At 35.2% G+C, this 14,818-nt stretch carries 10 protein-coding genes and 1 tRNA gene; 5 read left to right on the top strand and 6 right to left on the bottom strand.

What is annotated here, in order from left to right; all coding sequences use genetic code 11:
- Positions 1–424: 424 nt before the first annotated feature.
- The 4 genes from ubiC to ACFIJ0_RS07015 form a co-directional block, all read right to left on the bottom strand.
- A complete protein-coding gene (gene ubiC, locus ACFIJ0_RS07030) occupies positions 425–934 on the bottom strand; it encodes a chorismate lyase (RefSeq protein WP_375623061.1) in 510 nt (169 codons plus the stop codon).
- A 1,161-nt stretch (positions 935–2,095) separates the two neighbouring features.
- Positions 2,096–2,347 carry a GlsB/YeaQ/YmgE family stress response membrane protein gene (locus ACFIJ0_RS07025; protein WP_375623059.1) on the bottom strand — a complete coding sequence of 84 codons (252 nt, stop codon included), beginning with the start codon at positions 2,345–2,347 and terminating at the stop codon, positions 2,096–2,098.
- An 864-nt stretch (positions 2,348–3,211) separates the two neighbouring features.
- Positions 3,212–4,903, bottom strand: a complete 1,692-nt coding sequence (locus ACFIJ0_RS07020; RefSeq protein ID WP_375623058.1) for a Na/Pi cotransporter family protein — start codon at positions 4,901–4,903, stop codon at positions 3,212–3,214.
- 70 nt (positions 4,904–4,973) lie between these two features.
- Positions 4,974–6,191: a mechanosensitive ion channel family protein gene (locus ACFIJ0_RS07015; RefSeq protein WP_375623056.1), complete on the bottom strand. Its 1,218-nt coding sequence runs from the start codon at positions 6,189–6,191 to the stop codon at positions 4,974–4,976.
- Positions 6,192–6,325: 134 nt separating this feature from the next.
- On the opposite strand from ACFIJ0_RS07015, the gene dnaG reads away from it, so the two are divergent.
- The 3 genes from dnaG to ACFIJ0_RS07000 all read left to right on the top strand — a co-directional run bounded on the left by dnaG (position 6,326) and on the right by ACFIJ0_RS07000 (position 11,679).
- On the top strand, positions 6,326–8,263 hold the full coding sequence (gene dnaG, locus ACFIJ0_RS07010; protein WP_375623054.1) for a DNA primase: 1,938 nt from the start codon (positions 6,326–6,328) through the stop codon (positions 8,261–8,263).
- 352 nt (positions 8,264–8,615) lie between these two features.
- Positions 8,616–10,631: an RNA polymerase sigma factor RpoD gene (gene rpoD / locus ACFIJ0_RS07005; RefSeq protein WP_375623090.1), complete on the top strand. Its 2,016-nt coding sequence runs from the start codon at positions 8,616–8,618 to the stop codon at positions 10,629–10,631.
- Positions 10,632–11,220: 589 nt separating this feature from the next.
- On the top strand, positions 11,221–11,679 hold the full coding sequence (locus ACFIJ0_RS07000) for a YcgN family cysteine cluster protein (protein ID WP_375623052.1): 459 nt from the start codon (positions 11,221–11,223) through the stop codon (positions 11,677–11,679).
- Between the two features lie 31 nt (positions 11,680–11,710).
- Here ACFIJ0_RS07000 and ACFIJ0_RS06995 read toward each other — a convergent pair whose 3' ends face one another.
- Positions 11,711–12,454: an SIMPL domain-containing protein gene (locus ACFIJ0_RS06995; protein ID WP_375623050.1), complete on the bottom strand. Its 744-nt coding sequence runs from the start codon at positions 12,452–12,454 to the stop codon at positions 11,711–11,713.
- A gap of 170 nt (positions 12,455–12,624) precedes the next feature.
- Here ACFIJ0_RS06995 and ACFIJ0_RS06990 point away from each other — a divergent pair.
- Both ACFIJ0_RS06990 and ACFIJ0_RS06985 read left to right on the top strand, forming a co-directional pair.
- A tRNA-Ile gene (locus ACFIJ0_RS06990) sits at positions 12,625–12,701 on the top strand.
- 1,682 nt (positions 12,702–14,383) lie between these two features.
- Entirely contained in the window at positions 14,384–14,566 is a 183-nt protein-coding gene (locus tag ACFIJ0_RS06985; protein WP_015856659.1) for a hypothetical protein, read from the top strand.
- On the opposite strand, the gene ACFIJ0_RS06980 is transcribed toward ACFIJ0_RS06985, so the two are convergent.
- Positions 14,490–14,804: a helix-turn-helix domain-containing protein gene (locus tag ACFIJ0_RS06980; RefSeq protein WP_007347852.1), complete on the bottom strand. Its 315-nt coding sequence runs from the start codon at positions 14,802–14,804 to the stop codon at positions 14,490–14,492. The genes ACFIJ0_RS06985 and ACFIJ0_RS06980 overlap by 77 nt on opposite strands.
- Positions 14,805–14,818: the final 14 nt, after the last annotated feature.

The raw sequence follows: 14,818 nt of genomic DNA, 5'->3' as shown, positions 1-14,818 counted from the left end.
AAAGATCTATTGTCTGCATTGTTAAAAATTTTAAAATAGGATGATTAAGCTAATTGATACAGATTTTCAATTTTTGGGAAGTGTATTGTTCTCTTTTTTGCGGTTTCAAAGCATTTGTTTGATAAAGAGTTGCCGTATTTTTAGAGTGGTGATTATTCGGCAAGAAATTTAAATGTAGATGATTTTATCAATATGGTGTGTATCTTCTTAATTCAAGCGCTGGTTTTAATGGTAAGAAAATCATAACTTTAAAACGTTTTTTATGGAAGACATTTTTAAGCTGAGTTGATGAAATGAAAAGATATTTGACAAGAAGTCTTTGTTTGTAATGTGTTTTGAGATGATTTTGAAATTCTTTTCTCTGATTAAACTCCTTATAATCTATATAAAATCTGTAAATTATGCAGCATAAAATGAGAAACCTCTATTTGTGGGGATACAGTGGTGAATCTGTTAAAAATAGTTCAGTTAGCAACAATGGCTTACCCGTTAACCGCAAACGGGAACGGCGTGCCCATAGCGCACCTTGTTGACCAATATGAATGTAATCGCGGGTTAATTTGTCATTGTTAAATAGATAATGTCCTAGAGGTACAGTTCCCAAATGCATCAAGGCTTGATTGTGTAGGAGGGTGTCTTGTGGAATTACAGTGCGTCCAAGGAGCCAAGGTTTATTATCTCCCATCAATATGATTTCGCGTAGCCAATAACGCGCACTTTCAGGGAGATGCTCTGCTTCTTCTGTTAATTTATCTCGCGTAATAAAACATTCGCGTTGTGGTTGAACTTGGAGGCAGGTACAATATTTCTTTAATCGAAGCGTCATTGAGCCCGATTCCATGAGCCAATTGCGAATGTTTTCTGGTATTGGAGGATTTTGATCAGAGAACCACCTTAGAGGTGGTAAGATAGAATCTTCAAGATCAGACATCATTTTACTCCACATCTAAAGTCTTATTCCATATGTTATGTTAGGTGAACTAAATAGATAGCTCTATTGTAATACAAGGAGTATAAAAGCAGCAAGATTTTAACAGGAAGATATCAAAGGGAAAGTTTAAAGCAAAGGTCTTTAAAAGACGATATACGGGAAATATATATTATAGGATCATTTTCATTAAAAAAGCAAAATAAGGTATTATGTTTTATCGAAGGTGCTTTCAGGCAATGCATTATGGAATTTTCTTTATCGCATGAGAGCAATAGGAAAAATGTTTTGTACTTTAAAATTCGTTTGTAACGCATATAAAGAAGAGATAAAAATTCATCTATGTAATATGTAAGATGATATAAAGAGGAAATTTTAATAGAAACAAAACTTTATTTTATAATTTAGAAAGTGAAGAGATATTCAACTCTTTTGAATTGAGGTGTAAAGGAGATTGTATTTTTTGTAATCAAGAAGTTTATAGTAATGCATATATTTTGGAAAACTTTAAAATATTTTATATTATTAAAATTATAAAAAATTACTTCATATTATATAATGTGTAGTATTATTTATAATAAATTTACATTAATATTTATATATTTTTATTATGAAAAATAAATTTGAAATAATATTCATCATTTAAATTTTATATTTATTTTAGATATTATTTTATTTTACAGCTTAGGAAAAATTTCTTTATCATTTTTTTCTTACCTTCTCTCTATTATTTCTTAAAAATGCAAAAAAGCTCTTCGAGTTTTTCGGTAAAAAGGGTATTGTTGATAGAGTGTATAGGCGTTAAGTGTTATGCGGTAGAATCTTTAATCATTGTTAGTGATTTTTGTAAGCTTATGGATTTGTTATTACAGTGAGATGAGCTGGATTTGTGCACGTGGTACAAAAATAAGTTCGTATTTCGTTAAAATAACGCAATATATCTCTCCTGATATGTATAAGTTTATATAGGTATGAAATGGTGCGTTATAAAGGTCTTTAATGCATTTCGTTTTAAAATACAGTGATGGTGTATGTCAAAAATCGTAGCTTAAGCATCTCACCATTATATCAAAACTGGTAACAACGAATTATAGGGAAATATTTCAAACTTTGCTCGTTGCTTCCCAGTTTTTTATTGAATTCCAAAAGGTATAAAAAACAAATGTTCTATGATCGAATTTTTTGTCCTACCCATATAAGAATACAGGCTCCTATAAAACCTGAAATAAGATAGCCAAGCCAACCAACAAAACTTACACCTAAAAGACTAAAAAGAAAGCTTGCTAGCGCAGCGCCAATAATCCCTAAGATAATATTTAACAATATTCCTGTTTGGCTTTTCATAATATACTGTGCAGCCCAACCTGCAATCCCGCCGATAATAATAGCTACAATCCAACCTATGGTTGTATTTTCCATGATACCCTCCTTTTCCTGAATTTAAATTGTAACTAGAGTAAATTTTGTAAAAATCAAGGTTTATTCCTTTTTTACCCAGTGGAAACGATATTTCTGTTAAAGATTTTACTTATTATTTTCCTTTATATTGAAATAATATTCACATTTATATCAGATTAATACTTAATAAGTATAAATATATAATACATTTTAATTTATAAATAAATTAATTAATTAAGAAATATGAATAAAATAAGAAAATATTAGTGAAAGTGGTTTAATAAGTCATAAAGTGTATTTATAAGCTTTTTTAAAGCTCTCTCTTAACTTTTAAAAAACAATTGTGATTAAAGCAATAAGTAAAATGGATATTTAAAAGTTTGGAGCTTGCCAATTGATATCAATGATGTTTGAAATGAAATTAAAACTGTTTTGTTGACACGTTATAGAATGGTTGTATAGGTTGAACTTCTACCAATCTTGATATAAACGTTGCGTTTTTGTGGGGGGTGCATTCCTTATAAAGTAACTTCTGTTTTCGCTGCTACTGTGAAGCGATTCCCTTTTTACAAGGCGAGTTTAGGTTGGAACCATCATACTCTTGACCTTCTCTTTATGTGTTTAACAGTCTTGGCTTTGAGAGGGTTAGACATTTTTACGTCTTTCTTCAAGAGTTCTATTCTACATGCTGCTTTGTGTTTAATGTGCAAGCAAATGACTTTGAGTAATTCATCATGAATAGATTTTAAATGAAAGAAATTTACGATGAAGCCAGCTCTTTTAAATTGTCAAATAATAAAATATTTTGATTAGATCAATATCTTGACCATATTAAAAATTGAATAATCGATGTGATGTGTTTCTTATTCAAGTTGTTTTAAAAGTTTAAGGTTTTTCTGTTTGTTCTTCAGCAGGGTTGCGTAGGCGAGAACTTTGAAGAAGTCCATGTTCTTCTAAAATGGGGTAGATCATTGAGGTCAAAAGAGAGTTGATTTGTTTGAGGTCACGGACAGTGTCGAGATGAAGACTGGATGATTCTACATTTTTGAGATCCCCTTCACGCAAACGTTTAAAATGTTTTAAACTCATCTCTTTTTCTAAATTTCGTAGTTGATCTTTTTTTTGTACCAATAGGTGTGCAGTGTGAGTATCTCGTGAGACGAGAACGTTAAATGCTATATGCGCGTTGGCTAGTACAATGGCGTGGAAACCAAGGAGATCACTCCAGCCCTCGCTGCTGAATTGTAAACCTTTTTGTTGTTTCTTTTTAACCAGCATCAGCATATTATGAATAATGATATCGCCTGCTTGGTCTAATTTTATACAGGCGCCTAGAAGTTCTTGCGTTTGAAGAGCTTCTTCGTCAGATAACTTTTGTCCCGCTAATCGTGCAAGATAAAGTTTGATAGCGATATGTTTTTTGTCCAATATAGTATTGAGTTGGTTGAGTTCACAAATAATATTGGGATCAGGATTTTCATAAAGCCCCATGATTTTTTCTAGCATGATGTCTACAAGATCACAAATATGAATGACTTCACGCATGACATTCGAGAGAGCGAGAGAGGGGCGTTCAAGAACACTGTCATCAAGAGCTGTTTGATCCGATAAATTGAGCGTTTTATCGGCTTGCGTTTTTTTTGCACTTATATGAACAATTTGAGTGGTTAATTTTAAAACCCATTTTGAAAGCGGTATTCCAGCAAAGAGAATGAAAACATTAAAAATAATGTGGGCGTTGATCACTTGAGTAGAGGCGTTATTGCCAAGCCATGTGATGGGAGGGTGAAAGGAGAGAAATAAGATAAGTACAAGGATTGAACCGGCCCCACGCATGAGTAAATTTCCTAAGGGAACGAGGCGGGTCTTAGGAGAGGCGTTGCGCGTTAAAAGTGGTGCTATAAGAGAAGAGCCAAAGTTGACACCAAGAACCATGACAATACAGAGTTGTGTATGGATCAGATCGTAGTTGGCAAAATTGACCAGCAAAATGATTCCTGCAATAGATGAATGTAAGAGGTAGGTTAAGCCAGCAGCCAACAAAAAAGTGGAAACAGGATCGGTTGAAAGATAACGAATGATGCTAGGCAAAATTTCGCTTTCACGTAAAGGTTCTGTCGCTGTACTTATCATCTCTAAAGATAAAATCAAAAGACCAATACCGATGACAATACGTCCTATTTGACGCCACTCACGTTTTTCTGTTGTCATGAAGATACAAGTGCCAATTAAAAGACAAAGGGGCACAACAAGTGTGAGATCATAGGTAAGAATTTTAACAACGATTGCTGATCCTAATTCTCCTCCACGTATAGCCATAAGTCCTGCTACTCCAGAGACAAAACCAGATTCAACGAAAGAACCAACGAGGAGCGTTATTGCTGTAGAGCTTTGTAAAATCATTGCTGTAAAAAGCCCAAAACTTACAGCAAATAATGGTTTTGAAATGACGTGGCACATTTTATATTTAAGTCTGTCACCATAGGCGCGTTCAATTCCTGTGCGCACCATGCGTGTGGCCCAGAGAAGTAAAGAAATAGCGCCGGCAAGATGAAGGAGTACCAATGAACCATTCATGATACTTTATTCTTTCTCTGTTTTTATGAATATGTTTGCCTCAAAATTGATAAATTAAAGTTTATCGTTTTTATTTCGCTTTTGCTTTTAATACTTGATTAAAATCATAACCGCTTGGATTTTGAAAAACCTTTAGACCAAAACAGGGAAGAATGGAATAAAGGTGATCAAAAATATCACCTTGAATTTGTTCATAGTCTATCCAAATGGTGGTGTTCGTAAAGCAATAAATTTCTAAGGGTAAACCATTTTCTGTAGGAGGTAATTGCCGTGCCATAAAGGTCATATTAGGGTTGATGTTTCTATGCTGTTGTAGATAAGCAAAAACATAAGCACGAAAAGTTCCAATGTTGGTTAAACGGCGCGTATTGGCTAAGACATCGTGATTTTTATCTAATTGAGCGTTCCATTGATCAATTTCTGCTACTTTTTGCGTGAAATAATTTTCTAATAAATTAAATCGGGCAAGATATTTTTGTTCTTCTTTTGTCAGAAAATGGATACTTGATTGATCAATAAAAAGGGAGCGTTTGATGCGTCTTCCACCCGATTCTTGCATTCCACGCCAATTTTTAAAAGGGTCAGTCACAAGTTTACGGATAGGAACTGAGGTGATGGTGTTGTCGAAATTTTGAACTTTAACAGTATGCAGGGCAATTTCAATAACATCACCATCGGCTCCGAGATTAGGAATTTCAATCCAATCACCAACGCGAACCATATCAGTGGATGAAATTTGAATACCGGCAACGAGAGAAAGAAGCGTATCTTGAAAAATTAACATGAGAACCGCGGCCATTGCACCAAGACCGGAGAAGAGAATAAGAGGGGAGCGGTCAATCAATGTAGCGACCATTAAAACTGTCGCAACAGCAAAAAGTGCAATTTTAGCAATTTGAATATAACCTTTTATTGGTTTTAACCGTGCTGTTGGTCGTTGTTCGTAGAGAATGTTAATGACATTGAGACAGGCAGAAATTGTCAGAACAACAAAAAAGATAATGAAGGCGTTAGCAACATTACCGATGACAGTACTGAATGCATTGGGCAGTGTTGGTATAAAATTAACACCAACTGAAATAATAAAGGCTGAAATGATATTCGCTATGTATTGAATAGCATTATTAATATCGATAGTTGTATTTTTGGGGAGAAAAGAAGAGAGTTTTTTTGCTCCGTGAATAAGTAATTTTCGTCCTAGAAAGTTGACTAAAAGGGAAACTATAATAAGAATAATAAGCCAAGAAATAGCCTCTAACCACGGATATTGAACAATAAATTCGATCACTTTTCACTCTCCATTTCTAAAATTATATGCAGTTGAGAGTTTAAAATTTTACAACTGCTTAAGAGGAAGTATTGGAATTATGCTCTAAAGTCGTTAAATATGCAAAAAAGAATTTTCAAACTCTGTGAGAGATAATGCGTTTTCCGCCCGATTTCCTTAATGAACTGCGTACGAGACTCCCAATTTCAACAGTGATTGGTCAACGGGTGGATTTTGATCCTCGAAAAAGTAAGCCTTCACGGGGAGACTTTTGGTGTTGTTGTCCATTTCATGGTGAAAAAACGCCAAGTTTTCATTGTGATGATCATAAAGGGCGCTATTATTGTTTTGGTTGTGGTGTCAGTGGAGATATTTTTACCTTTTTGTGTGAGCTTGATGGATTGCACTTTTCAGAAAGTGTAGAACGTTTGGCTGATTTTGCGGGAATGAAACTTCCTATTTTGGATTCACAAAGTCATAAACGTCAACTGGAAAAGGCTGTCCTTTATGATGTGATGAAAATTGCTACAGATTTTTTTCAATATAATTTACGCGATAAAGGAGGTGCGCAAGCACGTCATTATCTGGGTGCACGTGGTGTTACACCAGAGCTCGTAGAGCGTTTCCGCATTGGTTTTGCACCGGTAAGGCGTACAGCTTTGAAAGAAGCTTTGAGTACACGGGGCATTTCAATAAAGCAAATGGAAGAATGTGGACTTCTCACAGTACATGAGGAGAGTGCGAATTCTTATGACCGATTTAGAAATCGCATTATGTTTCCTATCGAAGATTTGCGCGGACGTGTGGTGGCTTTCGGAGGACGTGCATTAGAGAAAGAGACGCGAGCAAAATATCTCAACAGCCCTGAAACAGTGCTGTTTCATAAAGGAAATATACTTTATAACGCGGCAGCGGCTCGCAAAAATAGTCGCTTTGTTAGCGATGAAAAAATTCATTTACTCCTTGTTGTTGAGGGGTATATGGATGTCATTGCATTGACTAAAGCTGGTTTTGAAGGAGTCGTAGCGCCCTTAGGGACAGCATTAACGGAAGCGCAAATTGAGCTTTTATGGCAGATGGGGAAGGAGCCCATTTTGTGTTTTGATGGTGATGATGCTGGTTTAAAAGCTGCTTTTCGTGTTGCTGATCGTGTGTTGCCTCTTTTAAAGGCTGGGGTTTGTGTACGCTTTGTTTTGTTGCCACAAGGAAAAGATCCTGATGAAATTATTTGTACTGGTGGAGCACAACTTTTTTCTTCTTTTTTGCAAAAAGCAATTCCTTTGAGTGAGCTTTTATGGTGGCGATCTACTTATGGAAAGCATTTTGAAACTCCAGAAGAACGAGCAGCGCTAGAAAAACAACTAAAACAACAAATTTTTACGATTAAGGATGAAGATGTCCGTCGCTATTATTTGCAAGATGTAAAAAAACGCCTTTTTGATTTTTTTCGTTCCTCTTTTTCGAAAAAAAAGGGGGAAGGGCGATATGATCAATCTTCACCAAATAGGATCTTTAAAGATCAATCCTTTTCTCTGTTAGCAAATTCTGAAATAGTACGAAATTCTTCGCAATCTATTCCTTTGCGTGAAGCAGTGATTTTACTCACTTTAGCTTACTATCCTGAGTTGTGGTATGAAAATTTTGAAATTCTTTCTGAGTTAGAATTAAAAAATACTCCATTGATGTGCTTTCATCAAGCTATGTTGGAAATTCTTGGGAATCAACAGCTTCATGGTAAAGAGACGATGGTTGCTCTCTTAGAAAAAAGAGGGCAAAAGGCTCTGTTAGAGCGTATGAAACATCTTGTGCAAAATATTGGTATGCGTATTATCTTTGGTGGAGCCCCTATAGAGGATGCACGTGCGATATTAAAACAAGCTGTCTACTTGCATCTTCAAGAACACCACCTACATAAGAGATTACAGGATATTAAAGAGCAACTTGTAGAAAATCCTAAGAGTGAGGTTTTTGATCTGCTTCGTGAGATAAAAAATGAGCTGGAGCAGATGCAGGCAACAGAAGCGTTAATTGAAGGGTTTGGAAGTTGGTTGGATGAAAAAATAGACGGGAATACGCAAGATGCGATAAAATGATTCGCTTTTTTAATGCGAATCAGTCACTTAAATTTTAGATGAGGAAGTTTATGGGAGTGACATTTTCATAAAGATGGCAATTAAATTTTAGGAAAAGCGGGAAATTGGTTCTTACGATAGGGTACAGAGATTATCTCAGAAGGGCTGAGAGGTGTCGGGGAGACTTCTGGAGTTTTCCCGCGTTTTTGTCTGGATGTCAAGTTTGTCTGGATGTCGAGGCGTATACAAAATGTATTCTTTCCAATAGTAATCTCTTAAAAGGAAGTATATATGAGAAACTATTGGTAGATTTTAGTGAGAACAAAAAAACTGGTCACATGGAAACTGTGAAGTGATCGAGTGGAGTTATGGTATGGCAACAAAGGTTAAACAGAAAGGTAATGCAGAAGTAACAAGCCAAGCGAGTTTGGATGGTCCTCTTCTTGATTTTTCTGATGATGCCATCAAGAAAATGATTAAACTTGCCAAAAAAAATGGTTACGTAACAATGGATGAACTCAATGCAGTTCTTCCTTCTGACGAGGTTACATCCGAACAAATTGAAGATATCTTGGCGATGTTCTCTGAGATGGGGGTTAATGTTGTGGATGATGAGGATGAAGTTGAGTCTGAAAATTATGAAGAAGAAGTTACGGTAGAGGGTGGGGATTTAGTAGAAGCCTCTAGCCACGCAATTGCAACGACAACGAATAAACGCGAAGTAACAGATCGTACGGATGATCCGGTGCGTATGTATTTGCGTGAGATGGGAGCTGTTGAGCTTCTTTCGCGGGAAGGCGAAATTGCCATTGCTAAGCGTATTGAGGCAGGGCGTGAGACAATGATTGCGGGACTTTGTGAGAGTCCTTTGACTTTTCAGGCTCTTATTATCTGGCGTGACGAGTTAAAAGAACAGCGTATTCTTCTTCGTGAAATTATTGATCTTGAAACGACTTATGCTGGTCCAGAAGCAAAGCAGGCTCCTGTTATTGAGCGAAGTGAAGTTAATAAGACAGAAGAAGAAAAAATGTCTTCTGGTATACGTAATATGGGGGAGAGCGCAGGAGAGAGAAACATTGAAGACGATGATGAAGAAGACGATGACGATGTTAACTTATCGCTTGCTGCAATGGAAAATGAACTTTGTCCTCAAGTTATGGAAACATTGGATTTTATTGCCCAGACCTATGTGAAATTACGAAAATTACAAGATCAGCATGTTGAAAGCAGTTTGGCAGAGCGTAAAGAGGGGGCCCTTACATCTTCTCAGAAAAAGAAATATATTCAATTAAAGGGTGAGTTGATTCAAGCAGTAAAATCTCTTTCTTTAAACCAAAATCGTATCGAAGCTTTGGTTGAACAGCTTTATGACATCAATAAGAGATTGATTCATAATGAAGGTAAGCTAAAACGGATTGCTAATAGCTATGGCATTGGTCATGAGGATTTTTTAAAAGAATACCAAGGGCGTGAATTGGACGCAGATTGGATGAATTATATTGCTTCTTTGCCTACTCCTGGTTGGAAAGAGTTTTCGATGCGTGAAGCAAAAGAAATCCAAAAACTGCGAAGTGAGATACAAAATCTTGCGCAAGAAACGGCTATTTCGATTGGTGAATTTCGTCGGATCGTTATGCAGGTGCAGAAAGGTGAACGCGAATCAACAATTGCGAAAAAAGAGATGGTAGAATCTAATTTGCGTCTTGTCATTTCAATTGCAAAAAAATACACTAATCGTGGTTTGCAGTTTCTTGATCTTATTCAAGAGGGCAATATCGGTTTGATGAAAGCTGTGGATAAGTTTGAATATCGGCGCGGCTACAAGTTTTCGACTTATGCAACATGGTGGATTCGTCAGGCTATTACACGTTCAATTGCTGATCAGGCGCGTACTATTCGTATCCCTGTTCATATGATTGAAACAATTAATAAAATCGTTCGTACCTCGCGTCAGATTCTCCATGAAATTGGACGAGAACCAACACCAGAAGAATTATCTAGCAAGCTTTCTATGCCGTTAGAAAAAGTACGAAAAGTTCTTAAAATTGCAAAAGAACCTATTTCACTCGAAACGCCTGTTGGTGATGAAGATGATTCCCATTTGGGTGATTTTATTGAGGATAGGAATGCGTTATTACCAATTGATGCAGCTATCCAAGCTAATCTGCGAGATACGACAACACGCGTTCTTGCTTCATTAACGCCGCGGGAAGAACGTGTTTTGCGGATGCGTTTTGGAATAGGGATGAATACAGATCACACGTTGGAAGAAGTAGGACAACAATTTTCAGTTACAAGAGAGCGTATTCGTCAGATTGAAGCAAAGGCACTTCGTAAATTGAAACATCCTAGCCGTTCACGAAAATTACGCAGTTTTCTCGATTCTTAAATAAAGAAATTCTTGTGCATTTTAATAAGTCCCTCTTTCTTTTAATGAAGGGGGCGGTGCGTCACGTTGGATTTGGATGTTTTCTTGAGAAAATATGGGAAGAATTTGAATAATTTAGAAAGTTTACGATTTTTAATGTTTTTCTTAGCTTTGGAATTTTGTATTTCTCTTTCTGAAAATAACAGATGTGGGGCAAAAACTGGTGTGTAGTTATTTAAAAATGAACGATAAAATATTATCTTGCGTGTAGCGGCTTGTTTCTTAAGAAATGGGATCTATTAAGAATAAACTTATATTGCAACATACGGATTTTTGATGAGAAATGCGTATTCGTTGCGGAATTTTTCTATCATTTTAGGTGACGCATTTTATTCTTTGTCAGTTTATAAAGGGAGGTTTCAATAGATTATGTTCATTTATATGCGCTATTTTTTGAATATTCTCTTTTTATTCAAATAGATTTTAAGAAAACGGTTTAAAGTATACATTGAGTTGAATCTTTTTATGAGACAGAAATAGATAAAATTATAGAAATTAAACGTTTCATTTTTTATAGATCGTCTTAATTAAAAAAGGTGTGTCTGAGTTTATGAGTGGAGAACTTCTCTTTTGGAAAGTAAAAAAATTAGAAGAGATTTCCATTTCTGAATGGGAGAGCCTTTGTGATGGCTGTGGCCGTTGTTGTCTCCATAAAGTTGAGGACGATGATACGGGTGACCTTTATACAACCAGTATTGCTTGTCGTCTTTTAGATGGGGAAACCTGCAGGTGTCGAGATTATGCTCATCGTAAATCAATTGTACCAGATTGTATATCGCTAGACATTACGACAGTTAAAACAGCGCGTTGGCTTCCAGAAAGTTGTGCTTATAGATTAATTTATGAGGGAAAAGATCTTCATTGGTGGCATCCATTGGTATCAGGAGATTGTCAGACGGTACATACAGCGCGTATTTCTGCACGCGGTCAGATAGAGGTTTACGAAGACGAATCATTATCTGAGGAAGATTATCTTCACCACATTACTGGTCTTCTCTGTGAAGGCTAGTAATGTGATTTTTTATACAACAGTTGGTGACTTAATCGATTGCAAAGACGACAGTGACGCTCACATTATAATTTAATTCACCACCTGCAAAATTTGTATTTGCGTAGCTTGCATCTGCTGCTTTACTCATGAGACGTGGTGTTGGGTGATAATAATCATCCGTTTCAGTGATTTCAATAATTTTTCCTAATTTCAAATCGGCTGCTTGCGCTATCGTTTGCGCTTTTTCAATGGCTTCAGTAATGGCTTTTTTACGTGCTTCTTGATAAAATGGCTTTGTATCTGCGTTGGTAAAAGTAATACCGTTAACTGAATTAACACCTAGTGTCATCGCTTGATCAAAGATTTTACCAGCATTGGTAAGATCACGAATGCGCACGGTTAAAGAATTTGAAACATGATAGAGTTTTTCATTATTCTTTTTTTCGTGGTGTTTATCAGAGGTTGACTGATAAATGGATAAGCCTGATGTTTGTAAATCATTTGCTTGTATGCCATTGTTTTTAAAAGCTTTTATAATATCGTTGATGGATTGATTATTGGAAGCTAATGCCTTTTGGGCAGTTTTGTCATAGGTCACAACGGCTAGATTAATAATTGCCATATCCGGTGCAGCTTGACTTTCTCCGATTGCAGTCACTGTAATCGTTGCATTTTTCATTTTATTTTCTTCAGCATAAGCACATACAGTCAATGATGAGGCTAAGAGTGTAAATGCTAATATAACTGTTTTAACCAGAGAACCCTTCAGTGGTTGAATTTTCTTTTCTATCATATCTATACCTTTATATTTGTTAGTTAACTATTCTCTCATTTTTAAGAGTTCTTGTAAAGAAATTAGGGCACTGAAAAAAAAACCAATAGAAAAGAGAAAAAGATGAGTTATAATCTTTGTCAGCTCTTGTATCATAGGGCATTTTAGTTTAGAGAAAAACAACCTATGTGGGGCCTGTAGCTCAATTGGTTAGAGCCAGCGGCTCATAACCGCTTGGTTGGGGGTTCGAGTCCCTCCGGGCCCACCAATAGGGAAATGGCCAATAGAAAAATGGATAGCTTATATAAAAGTTTTGGGATTCTCCCTTTTTTGTTTTTATTTATTTATTTTCCTGTTTGTTCTAAAATCCGTTGTCATTGTTTGTTGCTGTTTTTTCTATCAGTCGCTTTAATATAAAGTGATGGTATGCTTTTTAGTCTCATCAAAGAAGTGCTCTCATTTGCAACATTTTAGCATTTGGATTAACTGATATGCATCGTTATTTACTTTCTTAATTTATATGCTGTTTTTTTACTTTTTCTGTATGATGTTCTTCATAAAATAGAAGGCTAAAGGCTTCATTGGATAAGTTTATTTATGCTTATTCTGCAAATAAACAGATCTCAATAGGACCAATTTTAAAGATTCTACCTGTTTAGAACAAATGCCTCAAAAAACATTTAGTTTAAATTTACTTTTTTCTGAGTGATGTTAATGTCTTTTAGACGTTCGAATAGCATTATCGTGATGAAAGGTTGTATATAAGAGAATGTGATCCATAGGTTTCATATATATGATGGGGTCAACGATGATAACATTTGTTGATATTTTCTTTTTCCCAAAAGAGGAGTTCTATTTGATTTTTGAGACATATTGTTCATAGTGACGGTGGCGTGTTTTCTGAAAAGAATTTCATCAATTGTTCTTTGAAAAGTCAATTGAGTGATTGTTTCTATCGCTTTGCATCATCCAGATTTTATTGTAATAAGCATTTTATTATTCTGTAAGAAATGTTTTCTATGATATTAGAAAATTCGTTAAAATGCTATTTTCTGTCTTTGTGTATTTTTGCTTAATGCTCAAATTATAGAGTTTTCATGTCATCCGAATTATTATTGAAGAACAGATGTCTTTTTTGATTTTACTCTCATAAGAGATTGGCAATATTTCGGTAAATCTAGCACTTTTTTGTATTGATTGTGTAGAGAGTTTTATCTTTGTTATGAGTTTTCTTTCATATGAAAAATTATTGGCAGAGAGGATGTTTTTTTGGGAAAAGTACACTTCTTCTTCAAAATCATACTTTGAAAATATAATTCTTCATTTACATAAGAAAATTTTTCTCTTGTTGTAAATCTGCATACAATTTACGTACAAGATTATGTATGGTGATTCATTTTATTTTTTAAGAGTATCATTTTTGCTTATGATAGAGACTTATATTAGTATTTACAAGGTGCGTTTAGAGGGGAGGTTCCCCTATAAACGTGTTACAGAGTTTTAGGTAGTGTAACTCTGTTTATAAGAATTTATTCCTATAACATTGTTATATTCTTGCTTTGCAATATTGTTTAAAAAACATAGATGGTGCTATGTAGAATAAAATTGTGATATGTTTTTTTCAAAAAAGCTTTTTCGTGTTCTCTTATATAGAGTTCAGGGGTGTCTTCAGGGATATTTTCACATTAGTTTGTTATTGGTCCGAATCACAAGATATGCGTAACATTATTCGCGTTTTTGATAGATTATACCAATTTTTATAAGAAGGTTTGGATCGTGTGATGCTTTCTGTTTCACCATGGTACATGACTAATAGAACTTCATCTGATTTTGTAAAATAAGTTTGTACACAATTGCTTCCATACTGCCTATTGCAAATATTTTTTTCTAAGGTATGAGATATATTTAAACGCTTTAGCGTTATATAGTTTGACTACATGGAGTATGACTATGAAGAATGATAAAAAATTTGAAACAACTTTATCTGATATTATTGTGAAATGGGAGTCGTTATCGACGTCTCAAAAGCAAGCGATATTGGATAGAGTAGAAAATTCTACAGATTCTGCTCATTCAACAGAACATTTAAGGCTTCAATCTTCTTTTTATCTCCAGACGAAATCAAAGTTATGAGTTTTAAGTCTTCATCGGAGATGTTGAAACCAGTTATTACATATATGGCACTAGCATTTCCCAGTGTGTTCAAAATAGCCATGAGTTTATCTACTGAAGGCCTCTTTCCTCCATTTATCATTTGTTGGACGTAATTTTGTCCACAGCCTGCAGCTCTGCTTATTTCAATCATTGTTCGTCCGTCACTTTTTATCAATTCAACTAAACGTTGGAACCAATCTTTTTCAGTCTTTGTCATTTTTAGACCTTTAC

It is taken from the genome of Bartonella sp. OC68QHHN (assembly GCF_042193875.1).
Taxonomy (GTDB): domain Bacteria; phylum Pseudomonadota; class Alphaproteobacteria; order Rhizobiales; family Rhizobiaceae; genus Bartonella; species Bartonella grahamii_A.
This window is presented reverse-complemented; position numbering and strand designations above follow the sequence as displayed.

What these genes read in the sequence shown, in the direction of transcription:
- ubiC (WP_375623061.1), bottom strand. Translation starts at nt 934, where the DNA reads ATGATGTCTGATCTTGAAGATTCTATCTTACCACCTCTAAGGTGGTTC.
- ACFIJ0_RS07025 (WP_375623059.1), bottom strand. Translation starts at nt 2,347, where the DNA reads ATGGAAAATACAACCATAGGTTGGATTGTAGCTATTATTATCGGCGGG.
- ACFIJ0_RS07020 (WP_375623058.1), bottom strand. Translation starts at nt 4,903, where the DNA reads ATGAATGGTTCATTGGTACTCCTTCATCTTGCCGGCGCTATTTCTTTA.
- dnaG (WP_375623054.1), top strand. Translation starts at nt 6,326, where the DNA reads ATGCGTTTTCCGCCCGATTTCCTTAATGAACTGCGTACGAGACTCCCA.
- rpoD (WP_375623090.1), top strand. Translation starts at nt 8,616, where the DNA reads ATGGCAACAAAGGTTAAACAGAAAGGTAATGCAGAAGTAACAAGCCAA.
- ACFIJ0_RS07000 (WP_375623052.1), top strand. Translation starts at nt 11,221, where the DNA reads ATGAGTGGAGAACTTCTCTTTTGGAAAGTAAAAAAATTAGAAGAGATT.
- ACFIJ0_RS06995 (WP_375623050.1), bottom strand. Translation starts at nt 12,454, where the DNA reads ATGATAGAAAAGAAAATTCAACCACTGAAGGGTTCTCTGGTTAAAACA.
- ACFIJ0_RS06985 (WP_015856659.1), top strand. Translation starts at nt 14,384, where the DNA reads ATGAAGAATGATAAAAAATTTGAAACAACTTTATCTGATATTATTGTG.
- ACFIJ0_RS06980 (WP_007347852.1), bottom strand. Translation starts at nt 14,804, where the DNA reads ATGACAAAGACTGAAAAAGATTGGTTCCAACGTTTAGTTGAATTGATA.